Source organism: Oligoflexus sp., from assembly GCF_035638955.1.
In the GTDB taxonomy this organism is placed as follows: Bacteria; Bdellovibrionota_B; Oligoflexia; order Oligoflexales; family Oligoflexaceae; genus Oligoflexus.
Genome location: NZ_DASQYZ010000348.1, coordinates 15946 through 34882, shown reverse-complemented (window position 1 = coordinate 34882; position 18937 = coordinate 15946). Strand labels below are relative to the sequence as shown.

10 protein-coding genes are annotated in these 18937 nt (G+C 52.6%); 2 read left to right on the top strand and 8 right to left on the bottom strand.

The genetic code is table 11. From position 1 onward, the window contains the following. The 3 genes from VE954_RS31070 to VE954_RS31060 form a co-directional block, all read right to left on the bottom strand. On the bottom strand, positions 1-2098 hold a 2098-nt coding region (locus VE954_RS31070; RefSeq protein WP_324960322.1), incomplete at its 3' end, for an Hpt domain-containing protein. A gap of 102 nt (positions 2099-2200) precedes the next feature. Next, positions 2201-4108: a family 16 glycosylhydrolase gene (locus VE954_RS31065; RefSeq protein WP_324960319.1), complete on the bottom strand. Its 1908-nt coding sequence runs from the start codon at positions 4106-4108 to the stop codon at positions 2201-2203. A gap of 3 nt (positions 4109-4111) precedes the next feature. Beyond that, on the bottom strand, positions 4112-6079 hold the full coding sequence (locus VE954_RS31060) for a glycoside hydrolase family 3 protein (RefSeq protein ID WP_324960318.1): 1968 nt from the start codon (positions 6077-6079) through the stop codon (positions 4112-4114). Between the two features lie 183 nt (positions 6080-6262). On the opposite strand from VE954_RS31060, the gene VE954_RS31055 reads away from it, so the two are divergent. Further along, complete coding sequence (locus VE954_RS31055; RefSeq protein ID WP_324960315.1) at positions 6263-6706, top strand: hypothetical protein; 444 nt, start codon at positions 6263-6265, stop codon at positions 6704-6706. An 11-nt stretch (positions 6707-6717) separates the two neighbouring features. Here the strand turns inward: VE954_RS31055 and VE954_RS31050 are convergent, their stop codons facing one another. The 5 genes from VE954_RS31050 to VE954_RS31030 form a co-directional block, all read right to left on the bottom strand. Continuing rightward, positions 6718-12762 carry a protein kinase domain-containing protein gene (locus VE954_RS31050; RefSeq protein ID WP_324960313.1) on the bottom strand — a complete coding sequence of 2015 codons (6045 nt, stop codon included), beginning with the start codon at positions 12760-12762 and terminating at the stop codon, positions 6718-6720. Positions 12763-12935: 173 nt separating this feature from the next. Beyond that, positions 12936-13112, bottom strand: a complete 177-nt coding sequence (locus VE954_RS31045) for a hypothetical protein (protein ID WP_324960311.1) — start codon at positions 13110-13112, stop codon at positions 12936-12938. A gap of 34 nt (positions 13113-13146) precedes the next feature. Then, positions 13147-15552, bottom strand: a complete 2406-nt coding sequence (locus VE954_RS31040) for an HAD-IIB family hydrolase (RefSeq protein ID WP_324960309.1) — start codon at positions 15550-15552, stop codon at positions 13147-13149. Beyond that, on the bottom strand, positions 15549-16226 hold the full coding sequence (locus tag VE954_RS31035; RefSeq protein WP_324960307.1) for a hypothetical protein: 678 nt from the start codon (positions 16224-16226) through the stop codon (positions 15549-15551). The genes VE954_RS31040 and VE954_RS31035 overlap by 4 nt, the downstream gene beginning before the upstream one ends. 102 nt (positions 16227-16328) lie before the next feature. Further along, complete coding sequence (locus tag VE954_RS31030) at positions 16329-16973, bottom strand: TetR/AcrR family transcriptional regulator (RefSeq protein WP_324960305.1); 645 nt, start codon at positions 16971-16973, stop codon at positions 16329-16331. 189 nt (positions 16974-17162) lie between these two features. Between VE954_RS31030 and VE954_RS31025 the strand changes: the two genes are divergently transcribed. Next, positions 17163-18929 carry a lipoxygenase family protein gene (locus VE954_RS31025; RefSeq protein ID WP_324960304.1) on the top strand — a complete coding sequence of 589 codons (1767 nt, stop codon included), beginning with the start codon at positions 17163-17165 and terminating at the stop codon, positions 18927-18929. Positions 18930-18937 lie beyond the last annotated feature (8 nt).

Here is an 18937-nt window from a genome sequence, read left to right as displayed (position 1 = left end):
GCGTGAAAAATTTATCAATCACGGTTTGAAACTGCTGCATCGTCGACGCGATGGCCTGGATGTGCCTTGCGAAGCTGTCTCTCGAATTTTGATCCTGATGCCCGAGGCAACTCTCAAGCTCGTGAATGCAGCTGCTCAGTGAGGTGAGGCCCAGAGTCCTGGCTTCACCTTTCAGAGTGTGAAGCTCCGTTCGCCAGGCAGGCGTACCGGCTGCTTCATAATCAACGAGGGAACTCATCCGATCACGATGTTGGATCAGAAAGTGACAGGCGCGCTCGACATCGACCTTTTTTATTTCGGCCAGCTTCTGATCAAAGGCTTCCTGCAAACTTTTCTCAGCGTTGATCTTCTGCTCGAGTTCAACCTGCTTTGTGATGTCACGAATGGAAAGAATGACAATGACGATCGTGTTGGCCTTGTCCCGTAACGGTTGCCAAAACAGCGAGAGGGTACGGCCTTGCCTATTGATCTGGTCTGGCAGGTGTCCCGAGTTGAAGTCCCAGGATTCGCCTGCTTCACCGATGCTAAAACCAAGGCTTTGCTCGACGATGCTTCTGGTTTCACGCGAACTGGTATCTTCACCAAAAAGGACGTCCATCAGATTGCGCCCGAGGAGGGGCTCACCGCCGAGAAGTTGCTCGGCATAGCGGGAATAGTCGGGATGAATGCAGAGGTCTTTGCCAATTTGCAGGATGCCTTCTTCAATTGTATCGAGGATGTCTTGAAGTTCCTGCTTTTTTATGCGTACTTCACGACTCTTTTTGATGGAGTGAAGAGCCAACATGAGAAAACAGATCACCAGAAAAAGAATGATCAGAGAAATTTTTTGAGTCTTCCTGGCTTGGTCCAATTCGGCAGTTTGCGCTTTGTTTTCAGCTTCGAGCAGTTTCCTGCTGTCTTCGAGCCTTTTGAGGTTCAGTTGAGCTTCGGCGGTTTTGGTAATCTCGGCGCTGTGCTCATCCAAATAGGCCTTATAATACTTGAGGGCCAACCGAAGCGCCTCATTTTCCTCTTGGATGCGTCCCAGCCCCTGCATAATTACAGCTTTGGTGCTGTGGTACATATAATGAAAGTGAACTTTATTGCTTTCGATCTGGCCGACCGTCTGCAATTCTTCCCAGGCTTTGTCATACTGTCCAAGCTCGACATAGCTTCTTACAATATCGATTTGCACTTTTTGGCGGAAATTGACATTCGTCTGTTTGGTGTTCCAGTACTGCGTCGCCTTACTGTAGAAATCGATGGCTTTGGGGTAGTCTTTGAGAGCGAAATAAATTTTGCCCCTGAGATCATCAGCATAAGCTTTATGTTCGGGGACCTGGAAGATTGGATTTTTGGCAGCTCCGGCATTCAAGATGCGAAGAGCCTCTTCAGGATCCCTTTTCAGCATCGTGATGGCCAAGGAGTGCGTAAAGGTGTAACCGAGGAATTTGAGGGATTGCCCTTCAAAGTACCCGACAGCCTCGCGCAAAAGACGAATGCTGTCATCGATTCGATCAAAAACCGCATTGTCATAGGCCATGCCGACGATCGCCAGGAAAATATGGTAGAGGGCATCGTGCGGCAATGTTTTAAAGAGCGGAATCGTTCGGTCGACCAGTAACGCAAATTCCTTATTATCCTGGGCTCTGGTATAGAAAAACGCCATGTAAACCGCAGCAATGACCTCGTACTGCGGATTTTGGCCTTTCCTGGCTTCATCGAGAGAATATTTATGCTGTTTTTCAGCATTTTGGAAGTCGCCTTCGAATTCGAAGGCCACAGCTTTCATGCTATTGAGAATAATCCGCTCCCGGAGCATGGAACGCGACTCCGCGAGAGGCAAGGCCACTTCCACCCATCGGGTCATTTCCTTGGCATCACCATACATACCGGCTGCTTCCGCAATGGCGGCGGCAATGATAACAAAGGACTCAGGATCCTTTTCGGATGTCATCTCACGCACGAGTTCCTGGCCCACGCGTACCGCTTCAAGCGGTTCGTCGTAAACCAGGCGGATGACTCGGTTGATCTGTTGCTGCTGGCTTAGTGACGGGGCTGCGATAACCTGCTGCAAGCAGACCATAGTGCCGATCAAAATAAGTAAGATAAACCTCAAAAGCCCGTTTCCTTTGCCAAAGCGCTCTCTTGGATATCGGCGCTTTGGGGCGATCTTGAAAGGAGGAAATCGGGCTCTTGCAGGCTTCCCTTTGGTATCTTTTCACTTTTTGAGCTTCACCGCATCCAAATCAACCTCATAGCGCACGGCTTCCTCTCCAACCAAAGCGAACACGGTCTTAAGCGCCTTGGTGTTCACCCCCGTGAATCCACTGAGAGGCAGACTCACCGTGTGCCACTGGCCATCACGGGGCAGGGCATAAGGGGAATCCTGAAGGTTGAACCAGAACTCCTGGCTCTTGTCATCGACCATACCCACTTTGAGCTTGCCCTGAGAGCGTGTACGGGCTGAAAATTCGAGCGTCTTGTAGTCGAGGAGTTTGGTAAGATCCGTTCCAGCATAGGCAAATCCGAACCAATACCCTGATCCATCGGCCACAAGATGATAGCATTCCCTGCCACGGAGACAGTTGCTGGCCACCTTGGACGCTTCAAATCCATGGAACGTCCAAATCTGTGAACGCATTTCGCCCTTGAGCTCGTCGACGGCGCCCAGCTTGTCGTCACCCTCGAAGTAATATTCCGTGGCTTTTGGTATCAAGAGATAATCATCAGGATTGTTGGACTTATTATCGAAGTAGATATTATCGATCGAAATTTCCGTAGGACCTTTCAAGCCGGACGCCACCAGCGCGAAGGGATAGTCCACGTGTCCCCAATCATAATCCGGCTGCAGGAAATCACTCCTTGGAATGCGCAGCGTATGCCACTGGCCATCCCGTTTGAATCCATAAGGTTCGGTGCCAGGAATGAAATAGACCCACGAGCCATAGGAATGGTTCGATCCGATTTTGAACGCTGCCTGCGAAGTTGTTTTAAGTGATACGGTCATAAAACGATAGCCACCCAGGTTAACCTTGCTTCCGGGTGTATAACCCACGCCGAACCATCCTTGGGATCCATCGCTCCGCAAGGCGATGGATTCGCTGCCTTCCGCTGCTCCTGCATCGGATGTGATCGTAAAGCCGTTTTTATTCCAGGCGTCCAAACGCATCCCAGTCTCAGCCGGCTGCCCTTGACTGCTCAGGCTTTCGCTGGAGACGTTATACGTGATGCCCCCGGGGGTATAAGGTTTGTCGACTTTCTTAAGCATTTCGTCCGTCTGATAAACCCGAACCCAATCCACCTGCATCGTCTGGGGAAAGACCGAGTCATCCGGCATTAGATTGCCTGTAAAAAGTGTGGCGGGACTGCCCACAGCCACTTGAAACAGCAGGTAATAAGGCCAGGCACGAAATTCATGCATCTCAGTCGTGCCATTGAATTGTGCCAGAGCATAAGTCCGACCATCGAGTTTATAAACGATATGGGTATCGTACCACTCGACTTCAAAAATATGAAAATCGTCCGCGAACGGTCGGTCAAGACTGGCCCCCTCACCCCAGCCCACATGACCGTTGGCCTGGGAATGAAAGTAGTGAAGGCTGCCATAAATCTTCTGATCACCGCCATCGCCATTCTTAAACTCGGAGGCGTGACCGCCACGCATTTCCACAATGTCGATCTCGCCGGATAGCGGCCAGGGATCGAGGTCCGAGACATTTCCCATCATCCAGAAAGCCGGCCAGACCGCGCGTCCCCTGGGCAGTTTCATTCGTGCTGCAATCTTGCCAAAGAGAAATTGCTGTTTGTCTTTCGTGTTGATGCGAGCCGATGTATAGCCGCCATTACCCGTGAAATTTCGGATGGCACGGATATTCAGAAGGCCATTTTCCAGCCACAGATTGTCAGAACTGTTGGTATAGGTCTGCCATTCGTTATTCCCCCAGCCCCATTGACCCTGGCCCAAATCATAAGACCACTTCGTTGGATCCAGGCGCGAACTCTCGAACTCATCCTGCCAGACAAGTTGCCATTTCGCGCCTGGATCATAGTGCTGACCCTGAGCCGTGATCGCGCTGCCGAACGCCAGGACGCAGGTCATTCCGTAACCGAAAATATTCAAACCCATGATTTACTCCGAGCGAAGGCCGAAGCCGTAGCGAAAAAGCCCTTTGTTGCGATCACCAAATGGCAACTGATCCATGCTTGCCGGCCATGTTTGCGATAGCTTGCCGGTAAAACTGTAGTCACCGAAAAGGACGTCCGCCACGCCTTCACCCTGACTCCCGGGGAGCCAGGCCGCGACCAGGGCTTGCCATTGGGGTAATTCCTTGGTGATCACAAGAGGCCGTCCTGACAGAAGCACAACCACCATCGGACCCTCGATGGACCGGACGCGGTGTAATAAGGCCAGGTCCTCTTGAGGCAGACTTAAGTTACGCCGATCACCTTGGAATTCGGCATAGGGTTTTTCGCCAACGACCACCAGGCGCAGACTTGATTTGGATGAACAGGCTGCGTCAGAAAATTTGCCATCCGACGCGTGGATCAAGGACAGACCTTTCTCACGAGCTTGATCCCGCAGCCCATCGAGGATTGTTTTGGAGCCGGGTGTTTTGGAGGCATTATCCAGCGTTCCTTGCCAACCCGTGGTCCAGGCTCCAGCCTGAATACCAAAGTTGTCCGCTTTGGAACCCGCGACGCAGAGTGTTTTGTACTTTGCGGCCGTGATCGGCAGGGTTTGAGCTTCGTTTTTAAGCAGGACGAGGGATTTACGCACGGCTTCGCGCGCCAGCTCCCGATGGTTGGAGTGGCCAAAGAATTTTTTATCGACCAAACCGAGAGGCTCCTGGTCAGGACTTTGGTCCAATAAACCTGCCCGTACTTTCACCTTGATAATGCGCGCGACGGCATCGTCGATCCGTTGTCGGGGCAGGCGTCCATCCTGCACGGCTTCCACCAGCAGTTGATGAGCGCGAGCATAACGGAACTGCGAATCCTTCTGCTTAGAGTTGAGCCACAGTTGGTCATGCACCATAACCATATCAACGCCCGCTTGTACGGCCTGGATAAGCTGATTTTGATAGCGTTTCAGAGGATCGGTGATGCCTGGCGTCCGCAGTTCATCAATGGCATTCCAGTCGGACACGACGAGACCTTCGAATCCGAGCCCGCCTTGGCTCGCCGGCTTTTTAAGGTAATCCATAATGAGCGAACGTTCGGCATGCATGGGGATGCCGTTGACGCTGTTATAGGACACCATGATCGTGTCCACATTTGCCTTGATGGCCTCCTGGAAACCCAGGCCATGCATGGCAAGAATATCCTTCAGCGCACCGCGCGTATCACCGCGGTCCATCCCGAACTCGCCTGGCAGGGGATATCCCGTTCCCCACAAGGTGCCGCCGTCGCCCAGAAAATGCTTGGCCGTGGCCGCCAGGCGCCATGGTCCGAGCGGAGTCTCCTGCAGACCGCGAATGTAAGGCTGGACCAAAAGCCTTTGCAGCTCGGGATGCTCACCGAAACTTTCATAAGTCCGTCCCCATCGCAGGTCACGAGCGACGGAAACAGCAGGTGCGAAAGTCCAGTTGAATCCTGTTGCCAGGACTTCGCGCGCAACGGCCGCCCCAATTTTTTGCAGGAGTTCCGGATCGCGGGTGGCACCAAGTCCTATATTATGGGGAAAAACCGTGGCGCCGCGCACCAGGGCATGGCCATGGACGGCGTCAACCCCGATCAGCAGCGGCACAGCCCCGGGCGTGGAGCGGGCTTCGTCCTGCAGGTTTTCCAGCTCCTGCAGCCAGGCGTCCTGGGTATTGGGCTGAATCATGGAGTCGCCTCCAGCCAGCACAGAACCCAGGCCAAGATCACGAACCGGATGCTGGTTCGTTCCCATGGCGGTTTTGATGTTTAGAATTTCCGCCTGAATCATTTGCCCGACCTTCGCCTCCAGGCTGAGTCGCGACACGTAGCTCTCGATCCATTTGTTATCCGCACCTGCAGGGCCTGGCTGGGCACTGTGGGCCATTGTCGACCGGAAGAGTCCCATAGCGTTCAAGTTAAGAGCGACCAGTATGGTCAAGGTTCTTGCCGTAATCATGCGGCATACTCCTTTTTGAAAATTGAAAGCAGGCTACCGCGATTTAGTTTGATAAGGAAACAAATTATATTCGTTGAGTTATCTTACTCAAAGAATGCGCCCAACAGACGCTGACAAGCCGGGAATGACCTGTGTAAGATTACGGAGTGAGCGGCGGAGATGGCCCATGACGAGGAGTATCGAATGAAGAGCCTTATTTTCAGACTGGTCGTTGCCAGTTTACTGATCAGCAGTGGATGTTTTACGCGACATAAGGATGATGTGCTTCCTGTTCCTGTTGTGTCGACGCCTTTTACACCTTCCGGTTCGGTTGGCATTGTAAATGAAGTGGCCCGCAGTATCAAAAGGGTTGAAGTGCGCGTGCGCGTGACCGACCCGACATCCTGTACGGTCGGTTTCCCTCATAATCAGATGCGTTTCGAATTGATTCACATGACCCAGCCGAAAATTCTGGTCAAATTGGTGGAACCGGTGAAGCGCAACTTTGCTTTTATTGAACGTTTGGAGGATGGTCAGACTTATGAAGGACGCATCATTTATCTGCCGCAGGAACGTGTGCTCGCCAAAAAGACTTTTTTTGCGAGTCAGTCCGATATGGATCTGGAGCTGAGCCTTCCCTGTCGGTGACGGGACGAAACTCAGCTGACAAGACGATAAGCATGGGTCGAGCGGTGGGCCTTGAACAGATGGGAAGGAAGGCTGATGACTACGATAAAGGGCACGCATCCCTTGGAATTCGGCGCCAGCAATTCCAGGCGAATGCTGGCCTTCTGATCCTCGAGATAGCTCTTCACAGCATCCATTCCTACGCCACGACCGGAAATGTCGCTGACCTTGTCTCGTGACGACAGTCCGGAATGGAAAATAAGGTTGCACACAGCTTCCAGGGATGGTGACGAGTCCCGAGCGATCAGGGATTTTTCCAAGGCCCGGCGCCGGATGGCTTCCACATTCAAGCCCATGCCATCGTCCTGGAAACGCAGGGTGAGCTGACCATCGTCAGCATTGTCCTGCAATGTAATGATCAGATGGCCGTGCTCAGGTTTGCCCGCCTGGACGTGGACATCCGGGGTTTCGATACCATGATCCAGGGCATTGCGCATCAGGTGAGTCAGCACATCCTTGAGCAGCCGTGAGCCTTCAGGAGTAAAAACGATATCAGAATCCGGTAGCGAAAGAATCGGCTCGGCCTTGCCAAGGTCCTTGGCCAGACGTGGTACGTCTGCCAGGGTATCGGCGAAAAGCTTTTCGGCTGGTGTATAGTAGAACCGGGCCAGACCTTCCCAAATTTGCTCGCGAACTTCGTCCAGAGTATCTGGCTTCATGCCTTCGAGAGCCTGCAGGTACTGACCGACCATGGACGCCGTCAAGCTACCTTCAAGACTACGCCCAAGCCTTTGGCTTCCTGTATTTTCATAGTGCTCCAAAGCCTGACGTACCAGTTGGAGGTCACGCTGGAGGCGCGCCCGATCCACCTTCACAAGGTCCTGTTGAAGTTCAGCAAGATAATCTTCAGCTTGATGGACCTCATGGGCCAGATGTTTGAACCCAAGGCTTCGCGCGGACCCTTTCAAAGTATGATAAGCGATAAAAGCCCGGTTGATGTCCTGGGTTTCCAGACGGGATTCAGCCAGAACTTTTTCAACCGCTTCAAGATAGCGTCGGGCAGCCAGGCGAAAATCGTCAAATGGCTGAAGCCCGATCGCCAGAATCTCATTGACGACCTGCATCTCTTCGCGACCGAGCCGAGCCTCGCCTTCCAGGGCCCTTAATTCCGTCACATCACGGATGCTGACGAGGATCTTTTCCACCCTGCGGGTCTCATCGGCCACAGGATGCCATTCAAGGGCCAGTATTTTTTTGCTCGTTCTGCCCTGAAAGGTGAGTTCTTTGATAAGGCCTGCCTGATTCATCTGATAATTGAGGATGTCCTCGCCCAGGCTGGCCTCCAGGACCGATACACACTGCGATTTTGCATCAGCGTTGAGTTCACTGCGATGGAACAGGAACTGCACGATATTCTGGCCAGCGACCTGTTCGGTTTCGAAAATATCTTCGAGATATTTCGAATAATGCTCTCCGATGGTTTTGCTGGCATGAACAGTCAGGATACCCTGCTGGATGTTGGCCATGATCAGCTTGATTTCCTCGGTTTTTTCCCGCACCTTCTCTTCGAGCTGCTCGTAAAGTTCCACGTTCTCCAGGGACACGGCTGCCTGCGAGGCCAGAAAGTCGACAATACGGGCCCGTTCGCTATTAAAGGCCCCTGGCATGCTATTATTTTCCAGATAAATGAATCCGGCGAGCCGGCCCATGCGCAGGATCGGGGTCAAGAGGATCGACAGCACCCGATTGTCTTTAATATAGGGATCATTCTTAAGGTGCTTGTCGTCCTGCGCGTCATGAATAAGAACCGCTTTGGGCAGGCGGACAAATGAGTCCAGCATTTCCTGAGAAAGGTGGACTGAGTTCCGAGCCTGTTCGCGATCAAAATCCTCGGCATGGGCTTTGGAGAGTTTTTTGGCATGAATGTGGAATTGCTTGTCATGATCATCGATTCTAACGAGCAGAACCTTTTCCGCACCGGAGTTTTCAACCAAAAATCCAAGGAGTCTGGACAGAAGGCCCCGTACGCTAATTTCTGAAGAAAGCGACTGCGAGACTTTCATGACAGTATTCAGGTCCAGGCTCATGGCTGTCGACCTGCCACCCATAGCGGTGGTCATAGTCAGATCTTTTTGCGTGACAAGCACCGATTCGGTCACGTGCGGCAGGCCTGGTTCGGACGGCAAACCTGTCTGCTGAATAAGTCCTTGAGCCAGGGCAGTGGCATAGAGTTCGGGATGCTGGTCCTTGAGCAGACTGAAGACGCGTGTGGCTCCAAACTGGAGGAAGGTATTCAAGGTCTGGGCCAGATAGATCACCTGCAGCTTATCGGTCCCTTCCGCCACGATATAGCGGAATGCGGCCAGGACTGCGATGCATTCCACTTCCTTGGAGTAGCTGCGGGCCTCCGCGACGGCCGCATCATAGAGTCTCAGCGTATCGATAAAAGGTTTACGGTGCAGCCGCGCGTACTCGGCGTTAAAGAGCAGGACCGCATAGTGGAAGTTGGCTGGATTGTGTCGGGCCCATTTCTGCATTTTCCTCGCGATGGCGTGCATTTTCAATCTGAGGCTCAGCTTCGGGACGAATGAAAAACTGTGATAGCAGCCGGCGCCGACCAGGAAGAACAAAAAGTTGGCCCAAAAATCCTCGATATTGCCGACAAGGGACAAATTCCCACAAGAGGACCGGATCTGAGCCATGGCCTCAGCCATTTGACCGTTGAAATAGAGAATTTTCGCCCTATAAATGCTGGGTATCGCATCATAAGCCCCCGACGAGAAGCTTTTGCGATCCCGGCTTTCGGTGTAGCCTTCCCAGTCAAGGTTGTCCGGCCCCGCGGTGAGACCCTTCAGATTGTAATAGACGCCTTTCCCCAGGCGGGTCCCCAAAATGATGTCAGGACTCTGGGATTCCTTGATGGCCTTCTCATGCTGGTCCACTGTATTGATAAAGTCGTCCACGTGATTCAGCGGTGGATAGCTGGCCAGCTGATGGAAAGACAGAAAGGAAAATTTATTGCCAGATCGCAGGGCGTAGTCATTGGATTTTTGAATGACGCCCAGGATTTGACTTTGGTTGAAGTGCCAGAAGTAGATAAAGCCTTCGTAGAGTAGATACGTCTTTGATTTCCAGGCAAGATCGTCGAAACGTTCCGCCAAGGCCACAGAGATTTCGCCGAATCTCCTGGCTCCAGCCTGATCCCCCAGAAAGTGGAGAAGAACCGAATAGGTTGCGTAAACATAGGATACCTCGGGTGCAAGCCCGTGGCGCAGGGAAAGCTGAAGCGCCTTCATGACAAACAGGAGCGAGGCATTCTTATCAGTTTTCCAGTAATGAAAGATGCAGGCGATGATCAGCAAGCGTATTTGGTACTGCAGCAGCGGATTCTGGATGGCTTCGCCTGCCATGAGATCCTGATCGGTTTTTTTGCGAAGAGCCCACTTGACCTTGATGATTTCCAGAAGAATATGGAGGTCGTTGGGTTTTTTGGGGAGCTTGATGCCAAGGACCTTGTTCGCTTCGGCAAAGATTTTTAGGCCCTTGCGATGCATATAGAGGCCTTCAAAATGAGTCATCTCAAGATCGAAGACCCGAATTTTTTCCAGATCGCTGGTAACATTGGCAATGAGTTCCCGGCCGTATTCCTGAGCCAGATCCGCCTGGCCTATGAAAAACGCCAGATCGCAGAGTTCGAAGAGGGTCGCGCTCTTGAGTTCGTAGGCCGTCGCAAAGCTGTCATCCTTGAGAAGAGTCTCAGCGACCTTGACAGTATGGAACGCGGCATGGAAGGACGCGGCATTTTTCGCGATCATCGAGGCCTTAAGGTGAACCCTGACAGCGAAATGTCGTTCCTCGCGGGTGGTGATCAGATGCAGGGCTTCACTGTAATGTCGGGCCAGTTCCACGGATTTATCCGCGTAATCATCAGCTGCGGCCATCATGCGGGCAATCCGCAGATGAACGTTTTGCTTCAGCTGAGGATCCAGGGAATCCCGGCAGGCTTGCTGGATTCGGTCATGCTGGAATTTCAATGATACATTCATCGCGTTCAAATCGGATCCACCTTCCGCATCGGACAGATAGCGGTAGTTGCGGTCCAAGGGGATCATAAGGTCGGTTTTGATGGCTGGACCCAGGTCCCTGAGAACCTGAGCACTTTCCCGATCCAGCACTCGTGCCAATGTTTTGAGGTCAAACTCGCTGCCGAGACACGCCGCTGTTTGCAGGGCTTCGACCGCGGTTTCCGGCAGCTTTTTAAGCTTCTCAATCATGAACTCGACAACGTTGTCCGGCACCGGATGCCGTCTGATCTTGTCGATGTCCCAGACCCAGGTTCCGCGCTGACGATCGAAGAGAATAAAATTTTCATAGAAAAGATCGGTGAGGTATTCCTTGATAAAGAAGGGGCTACCCTCGGTCTTGGTATGGATAATCTGGGCCAGATCCCTGACTTCGTTTTGGGGGCGATGGACGGCCTCAGCAATCAGCTTGGCCACGGCATCCTGGTCGATCGGACCCAAGGTCAGGTACCCAGGCTTGAAATTCTCTTCCTGCAGGGATTGGATCATGCGTGCAAAGGGATGGCTGGGATCAACCTCATTATCGCGATAGGCACAGATGATCACGAGATGCCGGATCTGGTTCGATCGGAGCAGGTCACTGATCAGACTGATCGAGGCCGTGTCGGCCCACTGCAGGTCATCAAGGAACATCACCAGCGGGTGATTTCTTTGCGCGCAGGTCCGGAACAGGTTCACCATAGTCATCCGCTGACGCGCTTGCTTCTGTTCCGTATTCAATTCCTGCAAATCAGGCTGTGGGCCCAAAATGGACGCAAAATCAGGAGCGATATTAACAACAACCTGGCCATTGGCCCCCAGGGCTTTGGCAAGGTTATCCTTCAGCACGCGGTAGTCTTCGCGCGGGCGTCGTACCATATCCTCCGCCAGACCAGTAAGGATGGTCGGGAGCGTGCTCAATGCTGAATTCCGCGCAAACTGTTCGAACTTGCCTTGAATGAAGAAACCACGCTTTTCAAAGATACTGGACTTCAATTCGTTGACAAAGCGCGACTTGCCAATCCCTGAGCGACCATTGACCAAAAGCAGTTCGCAGCTGCCCTGGCATGCGTTATGAAAAGCGCTGAAGAGGACCTTGAGTTCCTGTTCGCGGCCATGAAGTTTTTGGGTCAGGGTGAATTTTTCCGGGATATCGCTTTGCGCGATGGGAAATGTAGCTACCGTCTGGATGGTTTCAAGCTCCAGGCAGCAGCGTTCCAAATCCGATATCAAGGCGTAGGAACTCTGATAACGACCTTCCGGATCTTTGGTCACCAGTTTGGCAATGATATCAGCAAGGGGGCGCGGTACTTTAGGATTCAAGAGGTCCGCCCGCCTCGGTTTTTCGGCCAGGTGACAGTGCACATAGCCGAGATGATCGGCGGCGGTGAACATGGGCTTGCCCGTGATCAGTTCAAAAAAAGTTATCCCCAGAGAATAAAAATCGGTTCGATAGTCGAGGGCGCGGGAGATGCGGCCCGTTTGTTCCGGTGAAATATAAGGCAGGCTGCCCTCGACCTGACCGTCGGTCGAGATCTCCTGACTTTCCTGCTCCAGTTCCGAGGATATACCCAGGTCGATGATTTTAACTTCAAGCGTCGTCGGATGAACCAGGAGGTTCCTGGGCGTAATATCCTTATGGATGATCTTTTTCTCGTGCAGTTCGGCGAGAGCCTTGGCCGTGGCGAGCGCAATCCGAGTCGCCTGCAGTAGGGTAAAAGGCTTTGTTTGCATGGATCGGCTGGTATCAATGGCGCCGAAATCCTCGAGCACGATCGCCACCAACTGGGGGCTGTCCATGAGCTCGATAGCTTTAATGATGAAAGGCGATTGAACCAGATTCAGCAGTCGAAATTCACGTTTTAAGCCAGCTCTTGCATGACTGTTGGCTTCGGGCTGGGAAAGGACCTTAATGACGACCGGCTTCAGATCTTTTTCACGCACGGCCTTATAGATTTTTGAATGATTGGATACAAAAATCTCGTCTTGAATTGTATAGCCCGGAACAAGGATCATGTCTAAGCTCCGAAAGCAGCCCTGCCGCTTGTGAATTCGACACAACTGTTTCGGAGCAAAATGGGAACATAAGATATTACTTTTTAAGATACAGGCGTTTGGATCCGTGGCTGCTTCATAGTTTTACTAGGCGGCGAAAATTAATCCCCTGATATTGCTTGGTCTATGATCCATCAACCCGTTAAAATCATGCCACTTTGCCCTGGTGTCTTGGCCGTAATACCGGCCTCATCCGATAGGTCCGGGTTCACAACAAATCCCCGCTCGAGCAGCTTGCCGATCATTTCGTTGGGCCGCACGTTTTCTGCCAACCAGAAGTTCCCTTCCGCATTGGCTTCGTTTTTCGTCATGAATTCCGTATAGCGACAGGCGGGGGGCATTGGATTAGTGCATACTTATGCCAAGACGAGCAAACTGCCTGGCCTTGAAATCCTCAAAGCCTTCTATTTTGCGGCACACGCGCTGCCAATTGGGATTCTGCGACTTGCCTGTACGGTGGGCATTCGTCTGGATTTTCAGAGCGTCCTCAGGGAATTCCTGATGATAGACCTTGGTCAAGGGGCTATAGAAAATCTGCGCTTGCAGCTGGCGGACGATTTCATGGGCCAGATCGATTTCCTCGTAGCCCCAGTGCCCATCATAATCCGTGTTCGAGCCACCAACCGCAAGGTAAACGGATTTTTTCATCAACATGAAACAGCCATGCACGAAATTCCAGGGATGCTCTACGGCGGGAAGCTGTTCCATCCAGGGAAACCGTCGATCCTTCGTCAAACCATAGTTGGAAGGGGAAGGGCAGGGGGGCAGATTGGAAAACAGTGACGGCGTCGCCTCAGGAATGTTCCGGGGTGTCTGGACGAAAACGCGTTCGCCCGTCACGATCCAATGCTGCGGCAGAGACGATTGGTCCACGAAGCGCAGGGCTTCCACTAAAAAATCCGGAGCGATCATGCAATCCGAGTCCGTGAAAAGAATCAGAGAACCTCGGGCATTCATCACACCGCGATTGCGGGCGCTGCAAAGGGAAAAGGTCGAAGGCAAGGCCGGTTGATGCACGAGGACAAGATCCAGGTGCTGCCGATACCTCTGCGCCAGCTGCGCGATCGCGGCCGCATTGCCTGAGTTATTGTCCACCAGGACAACTTCGGCTTTCAGGCCCTTTGTTTCCAGCAAAACATGAGCCGCAGCGGCGTATGATTTCAGTGAGTTTTCCAGCTTGGCCAACTCTTCGAAACACGGAATAACGAGAGAGATCGCATAGCGATCATCGGGCAGGGGATCGAGCGGGGCGCGCAGCAGCTGACGGAGAATCTCATGGCTGCCCTCGCCGGCGAAGCCTCGTGCGATGTACCGCGGTTTATATTGAAGCTGGTCGATGAATTCATGGATGTTGGCTACGGAAAAACTGTTTTGCAGCAAACGGAACAAGGACTCATCATTAGGCGAATCACCAATAAAAAGCCCCTGCTTCTGGATCTGCTGGTAGCTGATCTGACGAACTGTACCAAAGAAATCGAGCAGGCTTTGGGCTTTGTTATATGAGCCCATCCATATATTGATGTGAATGGAGCTGACCGAATACGAGGCACCGAAACTACGGGCGCAGGCCGCCAGCTCATCAATCTGGGCTGGGGATAAATAGGTTCCATGTTCTGCTGTGACGATCGCCAGATCATAGGCGCGAAAATTCTGGTCGCTCGCCCACGTGATATAAGGAAAGCGTTCCATTAGGGTCTTTTTTAAAGCCTGCAATTGCTCAGTGGCGACGGCCGGAATCGCCGGTGAGGTCCAACGCTTGATTTGGCCCTTGTCCCAGAACAAGGCAAAGGCTCCATTTTCGCCGATGATGCCATCGATGGGCAGCGCCTGCAGCATCATATCGCACCAACCGAGCGAGCGGCCGGTCACGATCCATAGACTGCGCCCCTCTTCGTGCAAGCGATGAAAAACCTCAATATTCGGATGATAGATCTGGGAACCCTGGGTCGTCAAAGTCCCATCGAAATCGAGAAAAATCGTACGAACGTCCGTCCGTAACGAAGCAAAATTCGGTGTGTCTGACTGTGGCACAACGTGGCGTGCGGTGGTATGGTCCAGAGCGCGGTTAAAATCCAGATCCTTGAGCTGGCTCAGAAGAATGCCGGTGTCTCGCCAGTGGGCGACTTCGATCGCGGTGTGAACGCGCGGATCCATGGCCAGCGCATAATCGTTGCCGCCTGGGAACATTTTATCGCCGATGAACACAATCTCGTCATAGCACTCGCTGGTGGCCAGGATCCGATCCAGCGCAAATGTTTTGTCGAGAAAAATTGGACCGATTTCGATCGTGGTCGCTCCTGAGGCCAGTGCCATCCAACCCAGCGGCTTCACACAGGCCTGTAAAGCGGGAAGAATACGGCGGATAAAACCTGCCTCATGGCCATGGATGGCGACGGTAAAATGTTTCCACGAGACGGCGGCGATATGCGGCTCTTGTTCGACCAGAATATTCTGAAGAACATCACGAATCAAAGCCACATGAGCCTGTTCCGTGGTCAGCTGCGGCTGGATTTGCCCTTCGACCAGACGAACAGCGCCATTCTCGAAGTACAGGTGAGCAAAGTCCGGGACCCATTCCCGCGCGGATTCATAACACGAGTTGGTGATCAAGGCGAAGTCCAGCTGCACACCAAGCGCGGCCGCGTCGGCCTGAATCTTGGAGAACAAAGCCGGATGAACGTGTGGCACGGGTTGCATCGAACGATCGATCAGAGTGTTATCCAAATCAAAGATCAGAAGTTTCCGTTTCATGAGGCGCTCCGATAGCGGCGACGATACCGCTGCAGCAGCAGGTAACTCCAATAGAATCCAATCGCCCAAAGCCCCATGCCTACCAGCAGAACGCCGAAGCTGGCCGGTGCCCAGAACAAGGCGATAAAAAAGATAACGCTCAGACAGCCAAGGCGGGTGAAAAGGAACGAGGCCAGGTAGAGGCGGTCGTTCCATTGGTAAAAACGCTTTGATTGCACAGCCCAACGTTTGGCAATATTCTCGATATAGATGCAGGGACCCATTTCTGCCAGGGCCACGGTTGCCGCCATGATCCAGCCGGATGCATTGTCATGGAAAAAAACCTGAAAGCTGATGAGGCAAAGGATGTGATGGAGGAAGATATCCCACTTCTTATGGCGAAAGACCAGGAGCGCCATGGTATCGACAAGGAAGAAGGCGCTGCTGAATTCAGCCAGTTCCCGTTGCCAAAACGTCAGCGGGTTTTGCAGGTTAAACTCTGCGAAGACAATATAGAAACCCAGAAGCATCACGACGGCCGCGTGCAAAAGGTTAGCGACTTGATTGGCGATTGTCATATAAGGCGAGGCCAGGGGCACCAGACGACGGCGGAGCAGAAGAAATTCCAGACCATTGGTCAAGGCGAACCACAGAACCCAAAACGTGAGATAAGGCAGCAATCCATTGAGGGTCATAGTCTTCACTCCAGAGAATGCCAGTTTTCTGGAGGTCTTGTATCCCAAAATGACTAGGTTATCCAGTTAATTTTTTTGAGTTAATGCGCCACGCAAGGCTGGTCAACCCGCTTCGGAGCGCAGTCCCCAGATCAGTCGATTCATGACCAGGATCTCTGAAAAAAATTCCGCGCGCAGCTTTTCCATATCCCCATACTCATCCGGCAGGGCTGCGACCACAGCCGCTGGCGGGAAACATTCCTTCCAATGCGCAATCCCGTAAGTGTAAAAGCGCCGTAAGCTGATCTCACAAAATTCTTCCGTCCACTGTGGAAAGCTTCGCACCATCAGCTGACAGGTGCGGCGCGTTTCCTGGCGATTTTTCTGACGGGAATCGCGCACGGATTCGGGGGGGAGGTTTTCTTCGAGGATCACCGTGGCCAGGGCCCGAAGATCGACAAAATCCGTAAAGTCAGCGAGGCTCCGGCACATATGGACGATGAACGTCGAGGGATCAGGGGACTGGTCCAGAATATATTCGCGCAGTCCTTCATGCCACCGCCGGAAGTTGCGAACCAGGAGCTCCATGTAAATTTCGTCCTTGGTGCTGAAGTAGAGGTAAAGAGTGCCTTTGGCAATTTTAACCTCGCGGCAGATTTCCGCAGCTGTATGCAAACGACGCTCACGTTTGAACATCTTAAGGGTCGTGCTCAGGATCTTCTCGTACTTCCGCTCCTTGTCCGCTTCGCTTAGGGCCCTGGATTCCATCTCGCCTCCAACTGAACATAATTCATTTGATATAACCCCCTTAGAATACAAGAAAACATAAATAAAAGAAACAAGTTAATAGAATTGTATTTGACAAAACCTAACGGCTCGACTATTCACCGCTGACCAACGGTCAGTTCCATCAATGACGGCTCTGAGAGCCCCTTCCCAATCCTACGGAGAACTATCATGTCGATGTTCGAGGGAGTCAGCCTCCCCCAGCACACGCGGAACCACGGTGAACGCCAGGAGCGCCTGGTCAGCTTTCGGGAAAAATTCCGTTATGATCAAAGCGTGGTTCAGTATGTGCCAATTTCAGCCAGCGTCCCGGAAGAAGCCAAGGCCGGGCCAGGTTGGAGTTTGAAACTTGTAGCCACAGCTTATAAGCTGCGCCGGAACTGGGAGAAAATCCTGGACGAAGAAGGCTATGTTTTTCAGGGCAAGCTCGACGAAAAATCCATCCCCGAAATCGCGCAGATGCTCCTGAAAAAAGACCTTGTTGGCATCCTTGGTTATTCCGATCCGGATTTAGGCGTGGCGCTTGATCACAAGCGGCCGCAAACGTTCACAGAATACTACAAGCTGTTTAAGCACTTTGCTGTGCCTGAAGGCGCCGATCAGCTGATGAACGAAAGTGAATTCGCTGATTACTTCGTAGCCGGTTTGAATCCTCTGGTCATTCGCACCATGACTGAAATTCCTGCCAAATTGAATCTCACTCAGGACCTGTTCGCCGCTCATCCTGCTTTCCGTCAGGATCAATTGCAGGACGCCCTAGGCGAAGGTCGCCTCTTTATAGTGGACTACGAAATTCTCACAGGTTTGGAACCGGGCGTTCATCCGGATCAGCCGAAATTTATCTATGCGCCTATCGTGATGCTGGCCTTGCCACGTGGCAGCCAGAATCTCGAAGTCATCGGCATTCAAACGGGTCAGGATAAGAATCAGTATCCCGTGGTCACGCAACGCTCGGGCAGTTGGGATTGGCTGATTGCCAAGACCATGGTCAAGACCGCTGATATCAATTACCATGAAGTCGCCAGTCACCTGGGTCTCACGCACCTTGTGATCGACCCGATTGTGGTTGCGACCTATCGCCAGCTGTCGGACAAACATCCCCTGCATCAGCTTCTGACGCCCCACTTTGAAGGCACCATTCCCATCAATACTCTGGCCGTTCGCCGCCTCATCAACCGCGATGGCAAGGTCGAGCAGCTTCTCGCCCCCCAGATTGAGTCGGCGTATAAAGTGCTGAGCCAGATCCGAAACGGCTTCCATTTCCGTAACGCCTTCCTGCCCAATGACCTGGTCCGTCGTGGTGTTGATGTTGGCGGTCCCTTGAAAAACTATCCCTACCGTGACGATGCCCTCCTGATTTGGACGGCCATCGAAAACTGGGTCCGCGATTATGTGAATACCTACTACATGAACGATGCTGATGTGGAAGGCGATACTGAGCTGGCTCAGTGGACCGCCGAGATCATCGATCCGGCGTGCGGCCGCATCCAGGGTTTTGCCCCGAATGATCGGATCAACACCCGGCAGGTTTTAACCGAAACCTTGACCATGATTATCTTTACGGCGTCAGCGCAACATGCGGCCGTGAACTTTCCACAAGGACGAGCCGCTGCTGTTCCGTATCAACCCCTGGCGGGCTACGCTCCGGCTCTGACCCAATTGGGTTTGACGGAAAAAGAGGCGGTTGAATTCCTGCCACCTCTGGATCGCGCGATCAAGCAAACGCACACCTTGAAACTATTGGGCGATACTTATTACACCCAACTCGGGGGTTATGCGATCGGGACCTTCGACGATAAACGCATTCTTCCCGCCATGTGGAAATTCCAGGACCGTTTGCGCCATGTCGAAAGCGAAATCAATCATCGCAACCGAAGCCGTCGCACGAGTTACCCGTACCTGAAGCCGTCGCTGATTCCACAAAGTATCAACATCTAAGAGAAGGA

What these genes read in the sequence shown, in the direction of transcription:
- VE954_RS31040 (WP_324960309.1), bottom strand. Translation starts at nt 15,552, where the DNA reads ATGAAACGGAAACTTCTGATCTTTGATTTGGATAACACTCTGATCGAT.
- VE954_RS31030 (WP_324960305.1), bottom strand. Translation starts at nt 16,973, where the DNA reads ATGGAATCCAGGGCCCTAAGCGAAGCGGACAAGGAGCGGAAGTACGAG.
- VE954_RS31060 (WP_324960318.1), bottom strand. Translation starts at nt 6,079, where the DNA reads ATGATTACGGCAAGAACCTTGACCATACTGGTCGCTCTTAACTTGAAC.
- VE954_RS31025 (WP_324960304.1), top strand. Translation starts at nt 17,163, where the DNA reads ATGTCGATGTTCGAGGGAGTCAGCCTCCCCCAGCACACGCGGAACCAC.
- VE954_RS31035 (WP_324960307.1), bottom strand. Translation starts at nt 16,226, where the DNA reads ATGACCCTCAATGGATTGCTGCCTTATCTCACGTTTTGGGTTCTGTGG.
- VE954_RS31055 (WP_324960315.1), top strand. Translation starts at nt 6,263, where the DNA reads ATGAAGAGCCTTATTTTCAGACTGGTCGTTGCCAGTTTACTGATCAGC.
- VE954_RS31050 (WP_324960313.1), bottom strand. Translation starts at nt 12,762, where the DNA reads ATGATCCTTGTTCCGGGCTATACAATTCAAGACGAGATTTTTGTATCC.
- VE954_RS31045 (WP_324960311.1), bottom strand. Translation starts at nt 13,112, where the DNA reads ATGACGAAAAACGAAGCCAATGCGGAAGGGAACTTCTGGTTGGCAGAA.
- VE954_RS31065 (WP_324960319.1), bottom strand. Translation starts at nt 4,108, where the DNA reads ATGGGTTTGAATATTTTCGGTTACGGAATGACCTGCGTCCTGGCGTTC.